This is a genomic window from Pseudomonas sp. AMR01, assembly GCF_041946035.1.
GTDB lineage: Bacteria > Pseudomonadota > Gammaproteobacteria > Pseudomonadales > Pseudomonadaceae > Aquipseudomonas > Aquipseudomonas antarctica_B.
In genome coordinates this window covers 1-19,199 of record NZ_JAUTYR010000003.1, presented here as the reverse complement: position 1 = coordinate 19,199, position 19,199 = coordinate 1, and the positions used below count along the sequence as shown (strand labels likewise).

Below are 19,199 nucleotides of genomic sequence, written 5' to 3'. Positions count from 1 at the left end.
CTAGCGCACCGCGCGCAGGGCGGTGGTGAAGCGCGGCAAGACGCGGCCCAGCACTTCGGCGATGTAGGTCAAAAACAGCGTGCCCACCGAGCTTTTATAGTGCGCAGGGTCTCGGCTGGCGATGGCTAGTACGCCGTGCAGGCCCTGGTGGCTGAGGGCGACCACGGCGGTAGAGCCGATCTGTTGGCGCTGTTCGGCGCCAAACAGGAAGTCCAGTTCGTGCTCACGCAAGGTGCCGCTGATGGTCTTGCCTTCCGACAACAGGCCACCGATGGCGGTTTGTGCTTCGCTGCCGTTGACCCAGCGGCCCACGGGCATCGGGTTGTCGCTGAACAGGATCAGGCTGACAAACGGCACCTGAAAGTCCTGGCGCAGGCTGTCTTCCACGGCGATCACGGTTTCTTCCAGGCTGGTGGCGTCCATCAGCGTCAGAATCAGGCGGCGGGTTTTGTCGAAAAGGCGGTCGTTGTCGCGGGCGACGTCCATCAGGTGCGAGAGCTTGTGGCGCATTTCGATGTTGCGCTCGCGCAAAATCTTCATTTGCCGCTCCACCAGCGACACGGTATCGCCGCGCTGGTGGGGAATGCGCAAGGCCGGCAGCAGCTCTTCGTGTTCGACGAAGAAGTCCGGATTAGCCTCAAGGTACGCCGCGACTGCAGCGGCCTCCAGGCTTTCGCTCGGGGATGATTGGGCGGGTACTTGAGGCTTATCGGTCATTGGCTTTGCTCACTCATAGACGGACCTGTCCTTCGTATACACGCGAGGCCGGCCCGGTCATCAACACCGGGTGGCCAGGGCCTGCCCATTCGATGGACAAACGTCCGCCGGGCAGGTCGATCAGCAGGGGCGAGTCCATCCACCCCTGGCTAATCGCGGCCACGGCAGCGGCGCAAGCACCGGTACCGCAGGCCTGGGTTTCGCCGGCGCCGCGTTCCCACACGCGCAATTGCGCGCGGGAACGGTCGATCACCTGCATAAAGCCCACGTTCACCCGTGCCGGAAAGCGCGGGTGATGTTCGATCTTCGGCCCCAGTTCATGCACCGGGGCGTTATTGATATCGTTGACCCGCAGCACGGCATGAGGGTTGCCCATGGACACGGCGGCGATGTCGACCGTCTGGCCATCCACATCAAGCGCGTAGCTGTTGGCCTGCTCGGGGGCCTGGAACGGAATGTCCGCCGGCACCAGGCGTGGCGCGCCCATGTTGACGCTGATCTGGCCGTCGCTGCGCACGTCCAGCTCGATCACGCCGCTCTTGGTCTCGACGCGAATCTGGCGCTTGGCAGTCAGGCGTTTGTCCAGCACAAAGCGGGCAAAGCAGCGCGCACCGTTGCCGCACTGTTCCACTTCGGAACCGTCGGCGTTGAAGATCCGATAACGGAAGTCCACGTCCGGGTTGCCCGGTGCTTCCACCAGCAGCAGTTGGTCAAAACCAATCCCGGTGTGACGGTCGCCCCACTGTTTGGCGTGTTTGGGCAGAATGTGCGCGTGCTGGCTGACCAGGTCGAGGACCATGAAATCGTTGCCCAGCCCGTGCATCTTGGTAAAACGCAGCAGCATGGCTTACTCCGGCAGCAGGCTTTCGCCAGCATACAACTCGGCTACCGTCTCGCGGCGACGCACTTCAAACGCTTGATCACCGTCCACCAGCACCTCGGCGGCACGGCCGCGTGTGTTGTAGTTGGAGCTCATGACAAACCCGTAGGCACCGGCCGAATGCACGGCCAGCAAGTCACCTTCTTCGAGGGTCAGCTGACGATCCTTGGCCAGGAAGTCGCCGGTCTCGCAGATCGGGCCGACGATGTCATAGGCACGGCCAGCGCCTTCGCGCGGCGTTACCGCAGTGACATTCATCCAGGCCTGGTACAGCGCCGGGCGGATCAGGTCGTTCATCGCCGCATCGACGATGGCGAAATCCTTGTATTCGGTGTGCTTGAGGTACTCGACCTGGGTCAACAGTACGCTGGCGTTGGCGACGATATAACGGCCGGGCTCGAACATCAGGGTCAGGCCGCGGCCTTCAGTGCGCTCGCGCACAGCCTGGATGTAATCGGCGATTTGCGGCGGCTCTTCATCGCGATAACGCACGCCTACACCACCACCGAGGTCGATGTGCTGCAGGTAGATGCCGCATTCGCCGAGGCGATCGGTCAGCGCCAGCAGGCGATCGAGGGCATCCAGGAACGGCGGCAGGGTGGTCAGTTGCGAGCCGATATGGCAGTCGACACCCAGCACGTCCAGGTTCGGCAGTTGGGCGGCGCGGATGTACACGTCCTCGGCGTCGGCAATGGCGATGCCGAACTTGTTCTCTTTGAGACCGGTAGAAATGTACGGGTGGGTGCCGGCATCGACGTCCGGGTTGACGCGCAGGGAGATCGGCGCGCGAACGCCCAGCTCGGCCGCGACAACCTGCAGTCGTTCCAGCTCGTCGGTGGATTCGATGTTGAAGCAATGGACGCCAACTTCGAGGGCGCGGCGCATGTCTTCGCGGCTTTTACCAACACCGGAGAACACAATCTTTTCAGGCTTGCCGCCCGCTGCCAGCACACGTTCCAGCTCGCCACGGGAAACGATGTCGAAACCGGCGCCAAGACGCGCCAGGACATTCAGTACACCCAGGTTGGAGTTGGCCTTGACCGCGTAGCACACCATGTGTGGAACGCCGGCCAGTGGGTCGGTAAAGGAGCGGTATTGGGCTTCGATGTGCGCACGGGAGTACACATAGGTCGGGGTGCCAAAGCGCTCGGCAATCGCAGACAGCGCCACACCTTCCGCGAACAGCTCGCCGTCCCGGTAGTTAAAAGCGTCCATGGGTTTCCCTTATTCGTAGGTGTCGTGCTTGTGCGCTTTTGATGGCTTTTGCGACGATTGCGCCTGGTCATTCGGGTCTTTGCTGTCATCGGGCAGATACAGCGGGCCTTTTTGACCACAGGCACTAACGAGGCAAGCGACCGCGACGAGCGCAGCGAGGGAAGAGATCAGGCGCTTCATGGCGAAATCCTTGAATATGCATTAATTGCGCCCGAGTATACCGACCACCCGCCAGCTTGCCTATGCGCTGAAATACCCGTCCGGCGGGGGTTTGCCGAGAGCGTTGCGAAGCAGGCTACGCTTGCTGAGTATTTTTCCTGCAGCTGGCGCGGATGAAATCGGTATCCTTTGCAATCGGCGAGGCTCGCCCGTATCGTGCGGCGCTTGAGCAAAACCAGACACTTTTGAGGTTGCCACAATGAGTTTGACCGAAGCCCGTTTTCACGACTTGGTGGATGCGACCCAGGAGAAGTTGGAAGATATTTTCGACGACAGTGGCGAGGACCTGGATCAGGAGAACTCCGCCGGTGTGCTCACCGTGAAGTTCGAGAATGGTAGCCAATTGATTTTCAGTCGTCAGGAACCGCTGCGTCAGTTGTGGCTGGCGGCCCGTTCCGGTGGTTTTCACTTCGACTACGACGAAGAAAGCGGCAAATGGCAGTGCGACAAGAGCGAAGAGCTGTTGGGCGAAATGCTCACGCGTCTGGTCAAGGAACAAGCCGGCGTTGAGCTGGACTTCGAAGAGATTTGATTGTGACCCAGCCTTTACCTGTACGCCCGCCCAAGCCGCTGTTCAGCAATGTCAGCCCGGCGGTGCCGTCACCTTGTATCAGTTTGTGTCGCCTGGACGAGCAGAAAGTCTGCCTCGGTTGTTTCCGTCATGTGGAAGACATCCGGGAATGGCGCTCCGCCGACGATGCCCGCCGCCGGGTGATTTGTGCCCAGGCTGAGCAGCGCAGGGCGCACGCCTGAGGTCGCCTTGTTTATTTGTGTCGCTGTGGTAGTGTCCGGGTACGCCTCAACTCACCGAGGCCCGTGAGAACCCCGCCTTTTCCTGGCGGGGTTTTGCTTTTTTGTGCAGAAAAAAGGAGTCTGCCTGAATCATGACCGCACCTTCCATCATCCTCACCCGTCTGGACGTGCAGCGTCTGGAGCAACTGATCGACCGCCTTGGCGAAGAGTTTCCCGGCGTAGAAGCGTTGCAAGCCGAACTCGACCGCGCCGAAGACGTGGTTGGTCACGATGAAGTGTCTGCAGGTGTCGTGACCATGAACTCCAGCGTGCATTGCCGTGAGCAAGGCAGCGGCAAGGACTACCACCTGACACTCGTCTACCCGAAAGAAGCAAATGCCGACGAAGGCAAGATTTCGATTCTGGCGCCCGTGGGCAGTGCGTTGCTTGGCCTGCAAGTGGGCCAGCACATCGACTGGCCGGCACCCGGTGGCAAGACCCTGAAGCTGGAATTGCTGAACGTTGAAGGCCAGCCGAAAGACGGTGGCGCATTCCCCTTGTAAACGGAGCCGCTTTAAATCTGGCTCAGCGCCTCATTGAGCGACAGCTCCAGCTCGGCCTTGTAGCGCAAATACAAGTTGCTCGGGCTTTGCACATCACCGAGCAGTCCGGACAAATCCAGGTCGGTGATGTAGCAGCGGTAACGCTCGGTCTCCTGGCGTTGACCGACGATCTCCCGGGCGACCACCGCAAACAGTTGGTCGCCAAACTCCAGTTCGGAAAACTCCCGCTGATTGCAGTACAGGGTGATGCCCACCTGACCCGGTGCGGCCTTGCCGATAATCGCCTGCACGTCATAAAACGGCTTGTTGGCGGGGTTCGAAGGCGCTTGCCGCGCTTCGATGCCGCGCGCTCGCAGACCTCCTGACGGCAACAGTTGGTAATACAGGATTTGCACTTCGCCCAACGGCTGTTGCGAGTCCAGCGGGGAGAGCGCTTCCCGGCGGTAGATGATCGATTGCAGGAAGCGCTGCAACGGCGCCAGCAAGCTTTGCTCATCATGAAACGGCAAGCGTTGCTGCCAGAGCGCGTTGAATTCATCCAGCACGTACAGCTCGGCGAAGCCTTCGTTGACCCGGTAGAACACCTGCACACACTCGGCCAGGCCCATGGGCAGCAGCAGCGCCAGGTCGTGGTCTTCCAGCGCCATGGCGTCCAGGTGCAGCGGGCTGTACGCCACCAGCTCTTCGCTGAGGTAAGCGATCAGTGCGTCCTGGGTCAGCAATGGCACGTGGGTGGCTTGGCCCGGCATCAGTTCCATCACGTGATAGTGCTGTTGCACCTGGAGCAGGTAGCGGTAATTGCCCTGGCTGAGCAGCAGGTTTTGCGCGGTATCAAAGACCTCTTCCACACGCTGTGCAATGAACTGCGCGCGGTTGTGACAGAAGCAGCGCACTCGCAACCGGGGCAGGTGGTTTGGCGGTAACTGGTTGAGGTAGTCGCGCAAGCAATCGAGCAGCGCGTGCGGGCCGTCGTAGCGGCTGACCATCACCTCATTCCAGCTGTTGAGCGTGACCTGATCCAGGGTCAGCACCAGGTTGTCGCGCACCCCGGCGTAGCTCAGGGAGTCGGTGCGCTCGGTGGTCATCAGAATATTCAGGTCGCGGTGATGCTTAAGCGGGTCGACGCCGACGTTGATCAGCAACAGCACGTCTTCCGGCACCGCCGAGCGCAGCAGGCGTTCTTCATCGACGCCTGTCAGGGGCAGGGTGATGGTCTGTTGCAGGCTGCCGAGCAGGTTGAACAGCTCGAACTCGGTCATGTCACTCACGCCCGGGTGCAGGGCGAGGCGGGTGCTGCTGTCGATCACGCCGTTGCGGTGGCACCAGGTAAGCATTTCCAGCAAGTCGCGGCTGCGCTTGATCGGCGCGAAGTGCTCCCATTCCAGGGCTGTGAGGTTGCCGTTGTACAGGCCCCAGTGGTGCAGGCCCGGCTCCTTGCGGTTGGGCGATTGCACCAGGGTCAGGGTGTCTTCGGCCAGGTCCGGGGCGATGCCTGGATTAATGAACTCGACCTTGCCGGCTTTGCGCTCAAACGCCGCGTACAGGCGACGGCCCAGCACATTGAGGTCGCGTTTGTTGATCAGGCTGACGGTTTGTTCGGTGCGGGCGAATTGGTTCAGAAACCGATAGCTGTAATTCAGCTCATTCACCAGCGCACGGCGCTCGGACGCCACCTGGCGCACTTTCCACTGGCTGCGGCTGTCCAGCAGGGCCAGTTGGCGCTGGTCCCAACCCCATTCATCGGCCAGGCGCTCCAGCAGCAAGCGCTGCCAACCGCAGGTGCGCTGACCCGTTGTGAGCTTGCGGTTGACCTTCAAATAGAGGGCGCGCCTGACCAGCTCCAGGCGTTCCGGCTCGTTGCGCGCCGTGAGGTATTCCTCGATGCGGCGGTAAACCACGATGTAGGGGTCCAGCTCATCGAGGTCCATCTGGTTGGCAAATACCGCGCGCTTGAAGCGCAGGCTGAGGCAATGCACGTTCGGATGCTCGCTGGCGTAGACCTCGGTCAGCAGCAGTTTGAGCACCGATTTGTAGGGTGACTCGATGCCCTTGAACAGTTGCCACAGCCCGGCGCCAATAAATTCCCCCGGCGGGATGCGCGCCAGGTGGCCAAGGTCGAGGGTTTCATCGGCGCGGATAAAACGTTTGGAGATCAGCGCATGGGTGAACTCGGCGTAGCGGTTTTCTTCGTAGACCGGCACCAGCCACCAGATTGGCGTGCGCCCGGCCAGCCAGATGGCCGTGCGGTAGAACTCATCCAGCAACAAATAATGCTGGGTAGTGCCGCAGTCATCGGAACTGAGCTGTGTGTCGCGTTCGCCCAGCACAAAGCGCGTGGGCTCGATCAGGAAGAAGTGCGCCTCGGCGCCCATGCCCAGGGCCCAGGCCTTCAGCAGTTGGCACTTCTTGCGCAACTCGGCCAGTTCGCTTTCGCCAAGGTCCGGTGCGTGGCACACCCACACATCCATGTCGCTCTGATCCGCCTGGGCCAGGGTGCCGAGGCTGCCCATCAAGAACAACCCGTGGATCGGCCGGGGCGGGTTGCCATGGCGTGGCTTGTAGGAAAATGAGCGGGTCAGGCGCTGTGCTTCGGTCAGGGCCTGGGCGTCGGGTTCGAAGTTCGACAGGCCGGCTGGGGTGCTGCCCGATACATAGCCTGGCAACAGCGGGTGGTTGACGTGAAAAAACAGCGGCAACAGCGTCAATACGCTTTGTTGACGCGGGGTCAGCCCCTCGACAGCCCGGGCCATGCGGCCTTCGTTGAGGGCCATGAAGCGCGCGCGCAGTTGGGCCAGCACCTTGCGGTCGATGCCTTCGTCCAGGTCGGGGCGGATTTCATGGGTGCGGGTCATGTCGAACTCGGTGGCTCGCAGGGCCCGACGTGGGCGGCCGTGTGTGAGTTTACAGACAGAAGCGCAGGAGGTTTAGAGGGAAATGGATTTTGGCGTCAGAATGTTGGGCGATCCACAGCAACGCCCTGGGAATCCGCAAAAGGCGGACCCCATGGGCGGTATCAGATATTACGCAGCTTCTTTGGTCGAGGCAGTGGTCAGGATGGTCAGCAGGGTTTGGGCTTGTTCTGCAGCGTCCCGACCCAGGCTGGTCAGGTAACCGCCATCCGGTTGATCGATAAGCCCTTTCGCGTGGAGGCGCTTGGCAGCGGCGATGGCAGTGGGAGCGGCGGTCTGGTGGACTTTCAGACCTTCCTGGGTGCTGCCCAGGCTGAAGAGTGTAAGGATTTCCAGTTCGGCAACCAATTCAGGGGTATACGACATAAGGACTCCAGACTTTCTAAGAATTTATTAGAGGCTAGCAGGGCATAAGGTGAACGCACTTTGCCGAACTGTCCAGCCGGTTGTGGGCGCTGGCTTGCCTGCGATGCTGGCGACTCGGTTTAACGGTTGCACAGAGGCGATGCCATCGCAGGTCAGCCAGCTCCCACAGGGATCAGCACCCGCCTGGAGTTTTGGATGTTATTGGTTCTCTGGAGGCAATTCGGGCAACGCCCGCAGCGCGGTTTCGTACCATTGGGTATCGAAGGCGCGGTCCTCTTCGAGCATCTTGTCGATTTCGACGGCGAGCACGTGGGCCATCAGTTGCAAGATTTCTTCACGCTCGTAACCCACCAGGGTCAACTTGTTGAGCGTCGCTTTGGCCGCAGGCGGGTTGTCGCTTTCGATTTGGTTTTCGATGGCCTGGGTCAGGGTACTTTCGGTGAATTCTTCTTCGTCGTTGTCGATATCGGTTGGCTCGCTCATGGCAGGCTCCTCAAGGAAAAGGCCGCCAGTCTACGCCCATTCAGGTGGGTGATGCTGCTGGTCAGGAAGGGCCTTCGGCTCTATAACTCTTGCAGCCAACCCCACACCCGGCCTGGAGGCAGTCGCAATGCTCAAGCTCTACGGATTTTCGGTCAGCAACTACTACAACATGGTCAAACTGGCGTTGCTGGAGAAAGGGCTACCCTTTGAGGAGGTGCCGTTTTTCGCGGGCCAGACACCTGAAACGCTCGCCGTGAGCCCGCGCGGCAAGGTGCCGGTGCTGGGCGTCAAACAGGGCTTTATCAACGAAACCAGCGTGATCCTCGAGTACATCGAGCATACCCAGGAAGGCCCGGCGCTGCTGCCCGCTGAGCCATTCCAGCGCGCGCAAGTGCTGGCGCTGTGCCGGGAAATCGAGCTGTACATCGAATTGCCCGCCCGTGCGTGTTTCGCCGAAGCGTTTTTCGGCACGCCGGTGCCGGAGGCGATCAAGGAGAAATCCAAATCCGAGCTGCTGCTTGGGATCGCTTCGTTAGGTCGGCACGGCAAGTTCGCGCCCTATGTGGCGGGGGAAAGCTTCACGATTGCGGATCTTTATTTTATGTACAGCCTGAACCTCGCCGGTGCGGTGGGCGAGAAGCTGTTTGGGCTGGATTTGCTGGCAGAGCTGCCTGCGGCGAAGGCGTTGCTGGAGAAGCTGAATGCAATGCCCAACGCGCAGAAGGTTGCGGCGGACAGGGAAGCGGCGATGCCGGCGTTTATGGCGATGATAGCGGCGAAGAAGTAGTTTCTCAGCGCTTATCAAATGTGGGAGCGGGCTTGCTCGCGAAGGCGGTGTGTCAGTTACCCATTGGCTGACTGATCCACCGCCTTCGCGAGCAAGCCCGCTCCCACATTTTTTTGACCGGGTTGTGAATGGGCGCTCGAGTTAGCGGCTGGCGAGCAATGCCTGGCCGCGCACCACGGCAGCCTTCACCTGCGCCGGCGCAGTGCCGCCGATGTGGTCTCGGGCATTCACCGAACCTTCCAGGGTCAACACCGCAAACACGTCCTGCTCGATCTGGTCGCTGAATTTACGCAGCTCTTCCAGGCTCATTTCGGCCAGGTCCTTGCCCGTGTCCACGCCGTACTTCACCGCGTGGCCGACGATTTCGTGGCAGTCGCGGAACGGCAGGCCACGGCGCACAAGGTAGTCCGCCAGGTCAGTTGCGGTGGAGAAACCACGCAGCGCGGCTTCGCGCATGATCGCGTGCTTGGGCTTGATCGCCGGGATCATGTCGGCAAAGGCGCGCAACGAGTCACGCAGGGTGTCGGCGGCGTCGAACAGCGGTTCCTTGTCTTCCTGGTTGTCCTTGTTGTAGGCCAGAGGCTGGCCTTTCATCAGGGTCAGCAGGCCCATCAGCGCGCCGAATACACGACCGCTTTTGCCACGTACCAGCTCGGGTACGTCCGGGTTTTTCTTTTGCGGCATGATCGAGCTGCCGGTGCAGAAGCGGTCTGGCAAGTCGATGAACTGGAATTGCGCGCTGGTCCACAGCACCAGCTCTTCGGAGAAGCGCGACAAGTGCATCATCGCGATGCTGGCGGCGGCGCAGAATTCGATGGCGAAGTCCCGGTCCGATACGCCGTCCAGGGAGTTGCCGCCCACGGCGTCAAACCCCAGCAGCTGCGCGGTGTATTCGCGGTCGATCGGGTAAGTGGTGCCGGCCAGTGCGGCGCTGCCCAAGGGCATGCGGTTGGCGCGCTTGCGGCAATCCACCAGGCGTTCGTAGTCGCGGCTGAGCATTTCGAACCAGGCCAACAGGTGGTGGCCAAAGGTCACAGGTTGTGCGGTTTGCAGGTGGGTGAAGCCCGGCATGATGGTGCCCGACTCACGCTCGGCCTGCTCCAGCAGGCCTTTTTGCAGGCGGGTGATTTCGCCAAGGATCAGGTCGATTTCATCGCGCAGCCACAGGCGGATATCGGTGGCCACTTGGTCGTTACGGCTACGACCGGTGTGCAGTTTTTTACCGGTCACACCGATGCGATCGGTGAGGCGCGCCTCGATATTCATGTGCACGTCTTCCAGATCGACGCGCCAGTCGAACGTGCCGGCTTCGATCTCACCACGGATGGTGGTCAGGCCGTCGATGATGCTGTCGCGCTCGGCGTTGGTCAGCACGCCGACCTTGGCCAGCATCGTGGCGTGGGCGATGGAGCCCATGATGTCGTGGCGGTACAGGCGCTGGTCGAAGGTGACGGAGGCGGTGAAGCGGGCGACGAAGGCGTCGACGGGTTCACTGAAGCGGCCGCCCCAGGACTGGTTGGTCTTGTCGGTGCTCATGGATTCGCTCGTGATCTGCTTAAAAGAGGCGTGAAGGTGTGCCGCCGATAATAACAGGGTTGCCCGCGGAGGCGGTGCTGCGGGTGATCGGCATTTTTATTTGTGCCAGGCATGGCTAAGTGCCTTGCCGTCGGCCGCATCCGGGACGAGACTGCAAGCAGAGTCTTATTGATGCGATATTTTACGAATGAGCTCTATCGTCTCGGCGAGCGTCTACAGTTGGACTATTAGTGTGTGAATGCACCAAAGTCGGGTGATGCGGTCATACCCAGACTGTCCATTTAAAAAGGGGGGTATTCGGATTGTGTATCAGCAAACCCTGGGACGATGCGCGAAAGCTGCAAGTCTTGGGCGTTATTGAACAGGTCCGGGTAAATTTGGGTGCCGCTCTCGGGGCACTTTTTGCCGCTCGCGCTAGTCTTAGCGTGGATCGCTGTGACGCAAGTCACCGCACCTGTCTACGCTATCCTTGTGCGAGACTCACGCAGGAATCCAGCGCTATATGAATGTCCTGATCGTTGATGACGAACCCCAAGCCCGCGAGCGACTGAGCCGTCTGGTCAGTGAACTCGAGGGTTATGCAGTCCTTGAACCGAGCGCCACCACGGGTGAAGAGGCGTTGACGCTGATCGACAGCCTCAAGCCGGATGTGGTGTTGCTTGATATCCGCCTGCCAGGCCTTGATGGCCTGCAGGTTGCCGCCCGACTGAGTGAGCGCGAATCGCCACCAGCCGTGGTGTTATGCGCGGCGCAAGATGAGTTCCCCGAGCAGACGCTCGAAGATAGCGGCGTCGCCTTCCTGCTCAAACCAGTGGCAGGCGATGCATTGCTCAAGGCCCTGAAAAAGGCCGAGCGACCCAATCGTATCCAACTCGCTGCCCTGACTCAGCCAGCCGCTCAAAGTGGCAACGGGCCGCGCAGCCATATCAGTGCGCGAACCCGCAAAGGTATCGAGCTGATTCCCCTGAGCCAGGTGGTTTACTTTATTGCCGACCATAAATACGTGACCTTGCGTCACGAGGCAGGCGAAGTGCTGCTTGATGAGCCACTCAAGGCCCTTGAGGATGAATTTGGCGACCGTTTCGTGCGCATCCATCGCAACGCGCTGGTGGCCCGAGAGCGAATTGAACGCTTGCAGCGTACGCCCCTTGGGCACTTTCAGCTGTTTTTGAAAGGGCTTAACGGCGACGCCCTGATCGTCAGCCGGCGCCATGTGGCTGGCGTGCGCAAGATGATGCAGCAGCTTTAGCCCGAGGGCTGTGGCGCGGTCTGTATTTCCTATCCCGGTGCGGCGTGGCCAGGGAGGCCCCGCACTTGCTGATTCAAATCAAGGCGTATTTGCCTGAGCTGTTATTATCTGCCGTATCTATTCAGTACGGATTGATCCATGTCCTCTCGCGAAATCCGCATCGCCACCCGTAAAAGTGCCCTGGCCTTGTGGCAGGCCGAATACGTTAAAGCACGCCTTGAGCTGGCCCATCCGGGCCTCAAGGTCACCCTGGTGCCCATGGTCAGTCGCGGTGACAAACTGCTGGACTCGCCGCTGTCGAAGATCGGCGGCAAGGGCCTGTTCGTCAAGGAACTGGAAACCGCGCTGCTGGAAAACGCAGCCGACATCGCCGTGCATTCGATGAAAGACGTGCCGATGGGCTTCCCGGAAGGCCTTGGCCTGTATTGCATCTGCGAGCGCGAAGACCCGCGCGACGCCTTCGTGTCCAACACCTACGCGTCTCTGGATGAACTGCCTTTGGGCAGCATCGTTGGCACGTCCAGCCTGCGTCGCCAGGCGCAGTTGCTGACGCGTCGCCCGGACCTGCAAGTTCGCTTCCTGCGCGGCAACGTCAACACCCGGCTGGCCAAGCTGGACGCCGGCGAATATGACGCGATCATCCTCGCGGCAGCCGGTTTGATCCGCCTTGGCTTCGAAGACCGTATCACCTCGGCGATCAGCGTCGAGGACAGCTTGCCGGCAGGCGGGCAGGGTGCAGTGGGCATTGAATGCCGTACCGTCGACAGTGAAATCCACGCCTTGCTCAAACCCCTTGATCACGCAGATACCGAAGTTCGTGTCACGGCCGAACGAGCCCTGAACAAACACCTCAATGGTGGCTGCCAGGTGCCGATCGCCTGCTACGCCGTGCTCGAAGGCGAAAACCTTTGGCTGCGTGGTTTGGTCGGGGATCCAGACGGCAGCTTGCTGCTCACCGCCGAGGTGCGCGGGCCACAGCGTGATGCGACGGCATTGGGTATCCAGGTGGCCGAAGAGCTGTTGGAAAAAGGCGCTGGCGCCATTCTGCAAAAGGTCTACGGCGAGGCAGGCCCGCAGTGACCCAATGGCGTGTGTTGTTGACGCGGCCTGCCGAGGAGTCGATGGCCCTGGCGGCGTCGTTGGCTGACGCTGGCATCTTCAGCAGCAGCCTGCCCTTGCTGGACATTGAAGCGCTGCCGATCACAGCCGAACAACAGGCTGTATTGGCTGACCTGAGCCGCTATTGCGCGGTGATCGTGGTGAGCAAACCGGCTGCGCGCCTGGCCTTGCAACATCTGGATCAAACCTGGCCGACGCTGCCCTGGTTCAGCGTTGGCGCGGCTACTGCGCAGGTATTGGCCGATTACGGCCTCAACGTTCAGTGTCCCGCTACCGGCGACGACAGCGAGGCCTTGCTCGCACTGCCGGCCTTGCGCGAGGCTGTCGCACGTCCCGGCGCGCGGGTGCTTATCCTGCGCGGCGAAGGAGGGCGGGAATTGCTCGCTGAGCGTTTGCGCGAGGGAGGTGCTAGTGTCGACTATCTGGAGCTGTATCGGCGGTTCCTTCCGCAATACGACGCCGGGGAGTTGCTGCAGCGCATCCAGTTGGAACGCTTGAACGGCTTGGTGGTCAGCAGTGGGCAGGGTTTTTTACACTTGCAGGCCATGGCCGGCGGCGATTGGCCGCAGGTGGCGCAGCTGCCGTTGTTCGTGCCCAGCCCGCGCGTGTATGAAATAGCGCGCGCCGCTGGCGCAGAAAAAGTTGTGGATTGTCGCGGCGCAAGTGCCGCGGCTTTGTTAGTGGCGTTGCGCAGTTCTGCCTTGTGAAGCAGGCCGCCCCCACTCTCTGATACGCAAAGGACGGATACGTGAGCGAAACAGCCTTGCCTAAAGATGAAACCCAACCCGCACTCGATGCGCCGGTTGAGTCACAGGTTACCGCGCCACGCCGTGGCAACGGCCTGGCAGTCGTCGCCCTGTTGCTCGGCGCCGCAGGTGTTGCCGCCGGCGGTTGGGGGATCTGGCAGGTCCGCGCCCTGCAAGCCAGCAGCCAGCAACAGCTCGGCCAGGTGCAGACCCTCGATGACCAATCCCAATCCCTCAAGCAGAGCCAGCAGCAATTGGCGGCTCGCCTGGCGCAGTTGCCCTCAGCCGATGAGCTGGAGGAGCGCCGTCGTCTGGTCGCCCAATTGCAGGGTGATCAACAGCGCTTGAGCCAGCGCCTGGAAACCGTGCTGGGTGCCAGCCGCCAGGATTGGCGCCTGGCTGAGGCTGAGCATTTGATCCGTCTGGCCAGCTTGCGTTTGTCGGCCTTGCAGGACATCAACAGTGCCCAGTCGCTGGTCCAGGGCGCCGACGAGATTCTTCGCGAACAGAGCGACCCGGGTGCCTACGCCGCTCGCGAGCAATTGGCCAAGAGCCTTGCCGCGCTGCGCAGCACCGAACAACCGGACCGCACCGGGCTGTACCTGCAATTGGCGGCGCTGCGCGATCAGGTGGTGCAACTGGCCGCGATCGCCCCGGAATACCAGCTTACCGAGCCGGGTTCCGAAGGGCGCTCGACCACAGATACGGCTAACCGTTGGAGCCAATGGTGGGAGCAGATTTCCCGCTACTTCCGCATCGACTTCAACCCGGACGATAACATTCGTCCGCTGCTCGCCGGTCAAGGCTTGAATCAGGTGCGCCTGGCCCTCAGCCTCGCCCTGGAGCAAGCGCAATGGGCGGCACTGAATGGCGAAACGGCGGTGTACAGCCGCTCCCTGGGTGAAGCGCGCAGCGTACTGCAAGACAACTTCAATCAGGACAACCCGCAGAGCAAAGCCATGCTGGCGCGTATCGCCGAGCTTGAGCCCAAGACTGTCTCCGTGGTCACGCCGGACCTGGCCGCAAGCCTGGCAGCGGTGCAGGCTTATCTCGAGCGCCGCCATCTGTCTGCCGATGAAGCCAAGGCGTCGGCGAGCACGCCGGCGACCCAGGAGTAGAGCCGATGAAGCGTTTCTATGTGATCCTGGTGTTGGCAATTGTGATCGCCCTGGCGCTGGCCGTGGGCATTTCGAAACACACCGGCTACGTGCTGATTACCTATCCCCATGTGCTGCATTACGAGTCGAGCCTGTGGGCCACACTGGTGGCGCTGTTTGCCGTCGGCTTGGCGATTTACCTCGTTCGTGTGCTGCTGAGCCTGATCACCACTTCCGGTGGCGTGGTCAACCCGTGGTCGCGGCGCAACCGCAGCCGACGTGTGCAGATCGCTATCGAACAGGGTCAGATGGACCTCGCTGAAGGCCGCTGGGCCAGTGCGGAGCGCCATTTGCACCGTGCCGCCGAGGCTGAACGTCATCCGTTGCTGTACTACCTAGGTGCCGCGCGCGCAGCCAATGAGCAGGGCCGTTATGAGGAGTCTGACGGTTTGCTGGAGCGCGCCCTGGAGCGCCAGCCGCAGGCTGAACTCGCCGTCGCCTTGAGCCATGCGCAATTGCAGATGGACCGCGGTGACACGGAAGGCGCGTTGGTCACATTGCAGGCCATGCACGCGCGTCATCCTCACAACCCGCAGGTTTTGCGTCAGTTGCATCGCCTGCACCAACAGCGAGGCGATTGGTCCTCGGTAATTCGCCTGTTGCCTGAACTGCGTAAAGACAAAGTGTTGCCCGCGACCGAGCTTGCCGAACTGGAGCGCCGTGCCTGGGGTGAAAACCTGGGGTTGGCTGCTCAGCGTGAAGAGCAGGGCGAGGCGGGGTTGCAGGGCCTTGAGCGCGCATGGGAGCAGCTGACTTCCGCGCAGCGCCAAGAGCCACAATTGGTCCTGGCATACGCTGAGCAACTGCGTCGACTGGGCGCCGATGCCAGCGCGGAAGAAGCGCTGCGTGGCGCGATCAAGCGCGGTTACGACAGCCATCTCATCCGTCTTTACGGCTTGCTGCGCGGCAGTGACCCCGCACGGCAATTGAAGTTTGCCGAAGGTTGGCTCAAGGATCATCCGGGAGACGCCAGCCTGCTGCTGACGCTGGGGCGCCTTTGCCTGCAAAACAGTTTGTGGGGCAAAGCGCGGGACTATCTGGAAAGCAGCCTGCAGGTGCAGCGCAACCCGGAAGCCTGTGCTGAATTGGCGCGACTGCTGGCCCAATTGGGTGATACCGAACGCAGTAATCAGTTGTTCCAGGAAGGCCTTGGGCTTCTGGACAGCCGTCTGCTGGCGGCGCCTTTGCCGGTGCCTGCACGGGTCTGAAGTCTGTAGGATGAGTGTCAGGGCTGGCCCGGAAACTTCCGAGGGCCAGCCTTGAGTTACTGCGCTGATGCCTGACTTAAAGCGCTATGTAGCAAATTCCTACTGCCATTTGTTTGAAGTCATCCAGGTTCTGACGGCATATCCCTATGCTCTCGCGGAATTGTCCGCTCTAACGCGTATTGAAAGGGGTCGGGCCTTTCCTCTACCGTAACGACCTATCTTTTGCGGTACGGATAAAAATGTCTTTGGCCCCTTCACGTTCCCTGTTTCTCCTGGCGTTCATGGCTGGTGCGCTGACGTTGGGCGTGTCTTTTTACCTTGAGTACCACGCGCTGCTGCGCCCGTGCTTTCTGTGCCAACTGCAACGCATTCTTCTGGCGACATTCACGCTGACCAACCTGATCGCAGCGGCCCACGGCCCAAAACGCGCTGCTGCCTACCTTTACGGGCTGGCGAGTTCGGGGTGTGCATTGCTTGGCTCAATCACCGCTGTGCGCCAGGTGCTGCTGCAAAATGCCGCGCCTGAGCAAGTCAGGGATTGTTGGCCCAGCCTGCACGACATGATTGAGAACCTGTCGATTTGGCAAGCGCTGCAATCGACGGTCAAGGGCACCGTGGACTGTGCCGAGAATAACTGGACCCTGTTTGACCTGAGCCTGCCCGAGTGGAGCCTGTTGTTCTTCGTGGCAATGCTGATCCTGGGCATCATGCAGTTTTCACACTCGCTGCTGAACCGGCGCTTGCAGCTGGTGCAGCACTAAAAGCATGTCGCGGTTTGTCGGGCAGGATTAAACACTTGTATGAACATTCTCTCCTGCGTACCTTGAAGCCACAGTCATGCGGGCATAATCTGGCCCGCACGCGTTAACGAAACCGTATGTCAGACGCGGCCTTGTCCGCCTGCTGCTGCCTACCTGAAGTATCGAGCGGGCACAGGGCAGCAGCGCCCCTATAGGGAAGAGAGATCATCATGCTGGAAAGTTGTCAGAATGCTCAGGAACGCTGGGGTGGGGTGCACAAGCTGATCGACAGCTGGTTGAAGGCACGTCACGAACTGGTTCGGGCCTTTGATGCTCTCGGCGCCAAGCCCGAGGCACTGGCTGAGAATCGCGAACCGTTGCAGGACTTCTGCGGTGTGCTCATGGACTATGTGTCAGCGGGCCACTTCGGTGTCTATGATCAGTTGACCAACGAAGCCAAAGCCTTTGGCGATGATGGAGGTTTGGAGCTTGCTGAGACTATTTCTCCACGCCTTGATGCCATCACCGTAAAGCTTGTCGCGTTCAACGACCTGTGTGATGCCGGTAAATGTGTTGCCGAAAAATTCAAAGAGTTGGGTGGATTGCTGCATGAGCGTTTCGAACTGGAAGACTGCCTGATCGAAGTGCTGCACAACGCCCACAAGGAAGAGGCTGCCGCCACCCAGGCGTGACCTTTTGCTGGCGAGATAAAAAAACGGTGCGCATTGCGCACCGTTTTTTATTGGCTCAGTGGCGAATGCCGAGCAACTCGATCTCGAAGACCAGCGGTGTATACGGCGGTATCAGCTCGCCGGCACCGTCGGCACCATAAGCCTGAGCCGATGGAATCACCAAGCGCCATTTCGCGCCCGCCGGCATTTGTTGCAGCGCGCTGCTCCAACCGCTGATCACACTGTCGAGGCGAAACCATTGCGGTTGAGTGCTCTTGTCGAAGACGGTCCCATCGGGCAGGCGGCCCACGTATTTCACTTGCACTTCATCACTGGCCAAAGGCTTGCTGCCGGTGCCGGGTGTCAGCTCGGTGAGCAGAATTCCATCCGCTAATTCACGCACGCCGCTGGCGGCTTTTTCCCTGGCCAAAAATTGTTGTTCACCCGCGAGTGCCTTTTCGCTTTGGGGGACCTCGGCAGCGGCTGCGGTCTGTGCTTCGTGTATCGCGAGAATTTGCTCGATGCGGGCATTGTCCAGAGCCAGTGGCTTGCCTTGATAGGCTTGCTTGAGGCCGTCGAGCAGCGCCTGAACTTGCAGGTCGGGCACCTCCTGGCGCAAGCGCTCGCCGAGGCTTGCGCCCAGGCTATAGGCGAGGTCGTGCGGGTCTTGCTCAGCTGTTTTGGACGACGCTTGCGCGCTCGCATTCGCCACCGAAATCGCCAGGCCAAGCATTAGAAAAAGGTAACGCGACATGGGGCTTCTCCCGCCGAAAGTGCGACGGATTATGCCAGCGTGAGTGCGTAAAAAGTGCCGTGGTTTTCCGTTATGTCGATAAGAATTTTCTCACGGTGCAACGCAACGCAAACGATACTGTCAACATGCCCTAGCGGCGGTAAGAGCAGAGGGCTAGTATGAGCCGCACCCAAGTCAGCCAGGAGGTAAACCATGTCGGCCAAACAGAAGCCTGTAAATACCCCGTTGCATTTACTCCAACAACTGTCGGGCAGCCTGCTCGAACATCTGGAAAGCGCGTGTTCCCAAGCGTTGGCTGATGCAGAAAAACTGCTCGCCAAGCTGGAAAAACAACGCGGTAAAGCGCAAGAAAAGCTGCACAAGTCCCGCACCAAATTGCAAGACGCCGCCACTGCCGGCAAGGCCAAGGCTCAAGCTAAAGCCAAAGACGCAGTCAAAGAACTTGAGGACCTGTTGGACGCTCTCAAGGATCGCCAGGCTGAAACCCGCACCTACATTTCCCAACTCAAAAAAGATGCTCAGGAAAGCCTGAAACTGGCCCAGGGCGTTGGTCGTGTGAAAGAAGCTGTGGCAAAAGTACTGGGTACGCGTACCCCGGCAAAAGCGGTTGCAGCGAGCACGGCGAAAAAGCCAGCGAGCAAAGCAGTTGCTGCCAAGCCAGCGGCAAAAGCGGCTGCGAAACCAACTGCTAAAACTGCTGCTGCAAAACCAGCCGCCAAGCCAGCTGCCAAAACCGCTGCTGCAAAACCAGCCGCCAAGCCAGCTGCTAAAACCGCTGCTGCAAAACCAGCCGCCAAGCCAGCTGCCAAAACTGCTGCTGCAAAACCAGCCGCCAAGCCAGCTGCTAAAACCGCTGCTGCAAAACCAGCCGCCAAGCCAGCTGCTAAAACTGCTGCTGCAAAACCGGCCGCCAAGCCAGCTGCTAAAACTGCTGCTGCAAAACCGGCCGCCAAACCAGCTGCCAAAACTACTGCTGCAAAACCAGCCGCCAAGCCAGTTGCTAAAACTGCTGCTGCAAAACCGGCCGCCAAGCCAGCTGCTAAAACTGCTGCTGCAAAACCGGCCGCCAAGCCAGCTGCCAAAACTACTGCTGCAAAACCAGCCGCCAAGCCAGTTGCTAAAACTGCTGCTGCAAAACCGGCCGCCAA

The 19,199-nt window shown here is 60.5% G+C and carries 21 protein-coding genes; 12 read left to right on the top strand and 9 right to left on the bottom strand.

Features of this window, described 5'->3' with window-relative positions; all coding sequences use genetic code 11:
* From Q7C20_RS03620 to Q7C20_RS03605, 4 genes are read right to left on the bottom strand one after another with little or no spacing between them, the layout of a single operon-like run.
* On the bottom strand, positions 1-717 hold the full coding sequence (locus Q7C20_RS03620; RefSeq protein ID WP_348062472.1) for a DUF484 family protein: 717 nt from the start codon (positions 715-717) through the stop codon (positions 1-3).
* A 13-nt stretch (positions 718-730) separates the two neighbouring features.
* Positions 731-1,561 (bottom strand): diaminopimelate epimerase, encoded by an 831-nt coding sequence (gene dapF, locus Q7C20_RS03615; RefSeq protein WP_375065480.1) that lies wholly within the window; start codon positions 1,559-1,561, stop codon positions 731-733.
* Between the two features lie 3 nt (positions 1,562-1,564).
* Entirely contained in the window at positions 1,565-2,812 is a 1,248-nt protein-coding gene (gene lysA, locus Q7C20_RS03610) for a diaminopimelate decarboxylase (RefSeq protein WP_375065478.1), read from the bottom strand.
* 9 nt (positions 2,813-2,821) lie between these two features.
* On the bottom strand, positions 2,822-2,992 hold the full coding sequence (locus tag Q7C20_RS03605) for a lipoprotein (RefSeq protein ID WP_078739734.1): 171 nt from the start codon (positions 2,990-2,992) through the stop codon (positions 2,822-2,824).
* A 238-nt stretch (positions 2,993-3,230) separates the two neighbouring features.
* Here Q7C20_RS03605 and cyaY point away from each other — a divergent pair, with 238 nt between their 5' ends.
* From cyaY to rnk, 3 genes are all read left to right on the top strand, one after another.
* Positions 3,231-3,563, top strand: a complete 333-nt coding sequence (gene cyaY / locus Q7C20_RS03600) for an iron donor protein CyaY (protein WP_375065475.1) — start codon at positions 3,231-3,233, stop codon at positions 3,561-3,563.
* Between the two features lie 2 nt (positions 3,564-3,565).
* Entirely contained in the window at positions 3,566-3,784 is a 219-nt protein-coding gene (locus Q7C20_RS03595; protein WP_348062444.1) for a DUF1289 domain-containing protein, read from the top strand.
* 131 nt (positions 3,785-3,915) lie between these two features.
* Positions 3,916-4,326, top strand: a complete 411-nt coding sequence (gene rnk / locus Q7C20_RS03590) for a nucleoside diphosphate kinase regulator (RefSeq protein ID WP_375065472.1) — start codon at positions 3,916-3,918, stop codon at positions 4,324-4,326.
* Positions 4,327-4,337: 11 nt separating this feature from the next.
* Here rnk and Q7C20_RS03585 read toward each other — a convergent pair whose 3' ends face one another.
* The 3 genes from Q7C20_RS03585 to Q7C20_RS03575 all read right to left on the bottom strand — a co-directional run bounded on the left by Q7C20_RS03585 (position 4,338) and on the right by Q7C20_RS03575 (position 8,084).
* Positions 4,338-7,178, bottom strand: a complete 2,841-nt coding sequence (locus Q7C20_RS03585; RefSeq protein WP_375065470.1) for a class I adenylate cyclase — start codon at positions 7,176-7,178, stop codon at positions 4,338-4,340.
* Positions 7,179-7,346: 168 nt separating this feature from the next.
* Complete coding sequence (locus tag Q7C20_RS03580) at positions 7,347-7,601, bottom strand: TIGR02647 family protein (RefSeq protein ID WP_078739728.1); 255 nt, start codon at positions 7,599-7,601, stop codon at positions 7,347-7,349.
* 198 nt (positions 7,602-7,799) lie between these two features.
* Positions 7,800-8,084, bottom strand: a complete 285-nt coding sequence (locus Q7C20_RS03575; RefSeq protein ID WP_348062110.1) for a hypothetical protein — start codon at positions 8,082-8,084, stop codon at positions 7,800-7,802.
* 127 nt (positions 8,085-8,211) lie between these two features.
* Between Q7C20_RS03575 and Q7C20_RS03570 the strand changes: the two genes are divergently transcribed.
* Complete coding sequence (locus tag Q7C20_RS03570) at positions 8,212-8,871, top strand: glutathione S-transferase family protein (protein ID WP_375065467.1); 660 nt, start codon at positions 8,212-8,214, stop codon at positions 8,869-8,871.
* A gap of 141 nt (positions 8,872-9,012) precedes the next feature.
* Here Q7C20_RS03570 and argH read toward each other — a convergent pair whose 3' ends face one another.
* The gene (gene argH, locus Q7C20_RS03565) at positions 9,013-10,407 is read right to left on the bottom strand and encodes an argininosuccinate lyase (protein WP_375065465.1); all 1,395 of its coding nucleotides are present in this window, start codon (positions 10,405-10,407) and stop codon (positions 9,013-9,015) included.
* Positions 10,408-10,909: 502 nt separating this feature from the next.
* On the opposite strand from argH, the gene Q7C20_RS03560 reads away from it, so the two are divergent.
* The 7 genes from Q7C20_RS03560 (at position 10,910) to rsd (ending at position 17,318) form a co-directional block, all read left to right on the top strand.
* The gene (locus Q7C20_RS03560; protein WP_375065462.1) at positions 10,910-11,656 is read left to right on the top strand and encodes a LytR/AlgR family response regulator transcription factor; all 747 of its coding nucleotides are present in this window, start codon (positions 10,910-10,912) and stop codon (positions 11,654-11,656) included.
* A 138-nt stretch (positions 11,657-11,794) separates the two neighbouring features.
* Positions 11,795-12,736: a hydroxymethylbilane synthase gene (hemC, locus tag Q7C20_RS03555; protein WP_348062184.1), complete on the top strand. Its 942-nt coding sequence runs from the start codon at positions 11,795-11,797 to the stop codon at positions 12,734-12,736.
* Positions 12,733-13,482 (top strand): uroporphyrinogen-III synthase, encoded by a 750-nt coding sequence (locus Q7C20_RS03550; RefSeq protein WP_375065460.1) that lies wholly within the window; start codon positions 12,733-12,735, stop codon positions 13,480-13,482. Before hemC ends, Q7C20_RS03550 begins: the two co-directional genes overlap by 4 nt.
* Positions 13,483-13,523: 41 nt before the next feature.
* Complete coding sequence (locus Q7C20_RS03545; RefSeq protein WP_375065457.1) at positions 13,524-14,639, top strand: uroporphyrinogen-III C-methyltransferase; 1,116 nt, start codon at positions 13,524-13,526, stop codon at positions 14,637-14,639.
* Between the two features lie 5 nt (positions 14,640-14,644).
* A complete protein-coding gene (locus Q7C20_RS03540; protein WP_375065455.1) occupies positions 14,645-15,886 on the top strand; it encodes a heme biosynthesis protein HemY in 1,242 nt (413 codons plus the stop codon).
* A gap of 239 nt (positions 15,887-16,125) precedes the next feature.
* Positions 16,126-16,647, top strand: coding sequence for a disulfide bond formation protein B (locus Q7C20_RS03535; RefSeq protein WP_375065453.1), 522 nt, complete (start codon positions 16,126-16,128; stop codon positions 16,645-16,647).
* A 209-nt stretch (positions 16,648-16,856) separates the two neighbouring features.
* Positions 16,857-17,318, top strand: a complete 462-nt coding sequence (gene rsd / locus Q7C20_RS03530) for a sigma D regulator (protein WP_375065451.1) — start codon at positions 16,857-16,859, stop codon at positions 17,316-17,318.
* 55 nt (positions 17,319-17,373) lie between these two features.
* Here the strand turns inward: rsd and Q7C20_RS03525 are convergent, their stop codons facing one another.
* The gene (locus tag Q7C20_RS03525; protein ID WP_375065449.1) at positions 17,374-18,051 is read right to left on the bottom strand and encodes an FKBP-type peptidyl-prolyl cis-trans isomerase; all 678 of its coding nucleotides are present in this window, start codon (positions 18,049-18,051) and stop codon (positions 17,374-17,376) included.
* Positions 18,052-18,243: 192 nt separating this feature from the next.
* Between Q7C20_RS03525 and Q7C20_RS03520 the strand changes: the two genes are divergently transcribed.
* Positions 18,244-19,199 (top strand): AlgP family protein (locus Q7C20_RS03520; RefSeq protein ID WP_375065447.1); only part of this gene is annotated, 956 nt, incomplete at its 3' end.

Bases quoted from the DNA above. Each gene is read 5' to 3' on its own strand.
- Q7C20_RS03620 (WP_348062472.1), bottom strand. From the start codon at position 717: ATGACCGATAAGCCTCAAGTACCCGCCCAATCATCCCCGAGCGAAAGC.
- dapF (WP_375065480.1), bottom strand. From the start codon at position 1,561: ATGCTGCTGCGTTTTACCAAGATGCACGGGCTGGGCAACGATTTCATG.
- lysA (WP_375065478.1), bottom strand. From the start codon at position 2,812: ATGGACGCTTTTAACTACCGGGACGGCGAGCTGTTCGCGGAAGGTGTG.
- Q7C20_RS03605 (WP_078739734.1), bottom strand. From the start codon at position 2,992: ATGAAGCGCCTGATCTCTTCCCTCGCTGCGCTCGTCGCGGTCGCTTGC.
- cyaY (WP_375065475.1), top strand. From the start codon at position 3,231: ATGAGTTTGACCGAAGCCCGTTTTCACGACTTGGTGGATGCGACCCAG.
- rnk (WP_375065472.1), top strand. From the start codon at position 3,916: ATGACCGCACCTTCCATCATCCTCACCCGTCTGGACGTGCAGCGTCTG.
- Q7C20_RS03585 (WP_375065470.1), bottom strand. From the start codon at position 7,178: ATGACCCGCACCCATGAAATCCGCCCCGACCTGGACGAAGGCATCGAC.
- Q7C20_RS03580 (WP_078739728.1), bottom strand. From the start codon at position 7,601: ATGTCGTATACCCCTGAATTGGTTGCCGAACTGGAAATCCTTACACTC.
- Q7C20_RS03575 (WP_348062110.1), bottom strand. From the start codon at position 8,084: ATGAGCGAGCCAACCGATATCGACAACGACGAAGAAGAATTCACCGAA.
- Q7C20_RS03570 (WP_375065467.1), top strand. From the start codon at position 8,212: ATGCTCAAGCTCTACGGATTTTCGGTCAGCAACTACTACAACATGGTC.
- argH (WP_375065465.1), bottom strand. From the start codon at position 10,407: ATGAGCACCGACAAGACCAACCAGTCCTGGGGCGGCCGCTTCAGTGAA.
- Q7C20_RS03560 (WP_375065462.1), top strand. From the start codon at position 10,910: ATGAATGTCCTGATCGTTGATGACGAACCCCAAGCCCGCGAGCGACTG.
- hemC (WP_348062184.1), top strand. From the start codon at position 11,795: ATGTCCTCTCGCGAAATCCGCATCGCCACCCGTAAAAGTGCCCTGGCC.
- Q7C20_RS03540 (WP_375065455.1), top strand. From the start codon at position 14,645: ATGAAGCGTTTCTATGTGATCCTGGTGTTGGCAATTGTGATCGCCCTG.
- Q7C20_RS03535 (WP_375065453.1), top strand. From the start codon at position 16,126: ATGTCTTTGGCCCCTTCACGTTCCCTGTTTCTCCTGGCGTTCATGGCT.
- rsd (WP_375065451.1), top strand. From the start codon at position 16,857: ATGCTGGAAAGTTGTCAGAATGCTCAGGAACGCTGGGGTGGGGTGCAC.
- Q7C20_RS03525 (WP_375065449.1), bottom strand. From the start codon at position 18,051: ATGTCGCGTTACCTTTTTCTAATGCTTGGCCTGGCGATTTCGGTGGCG.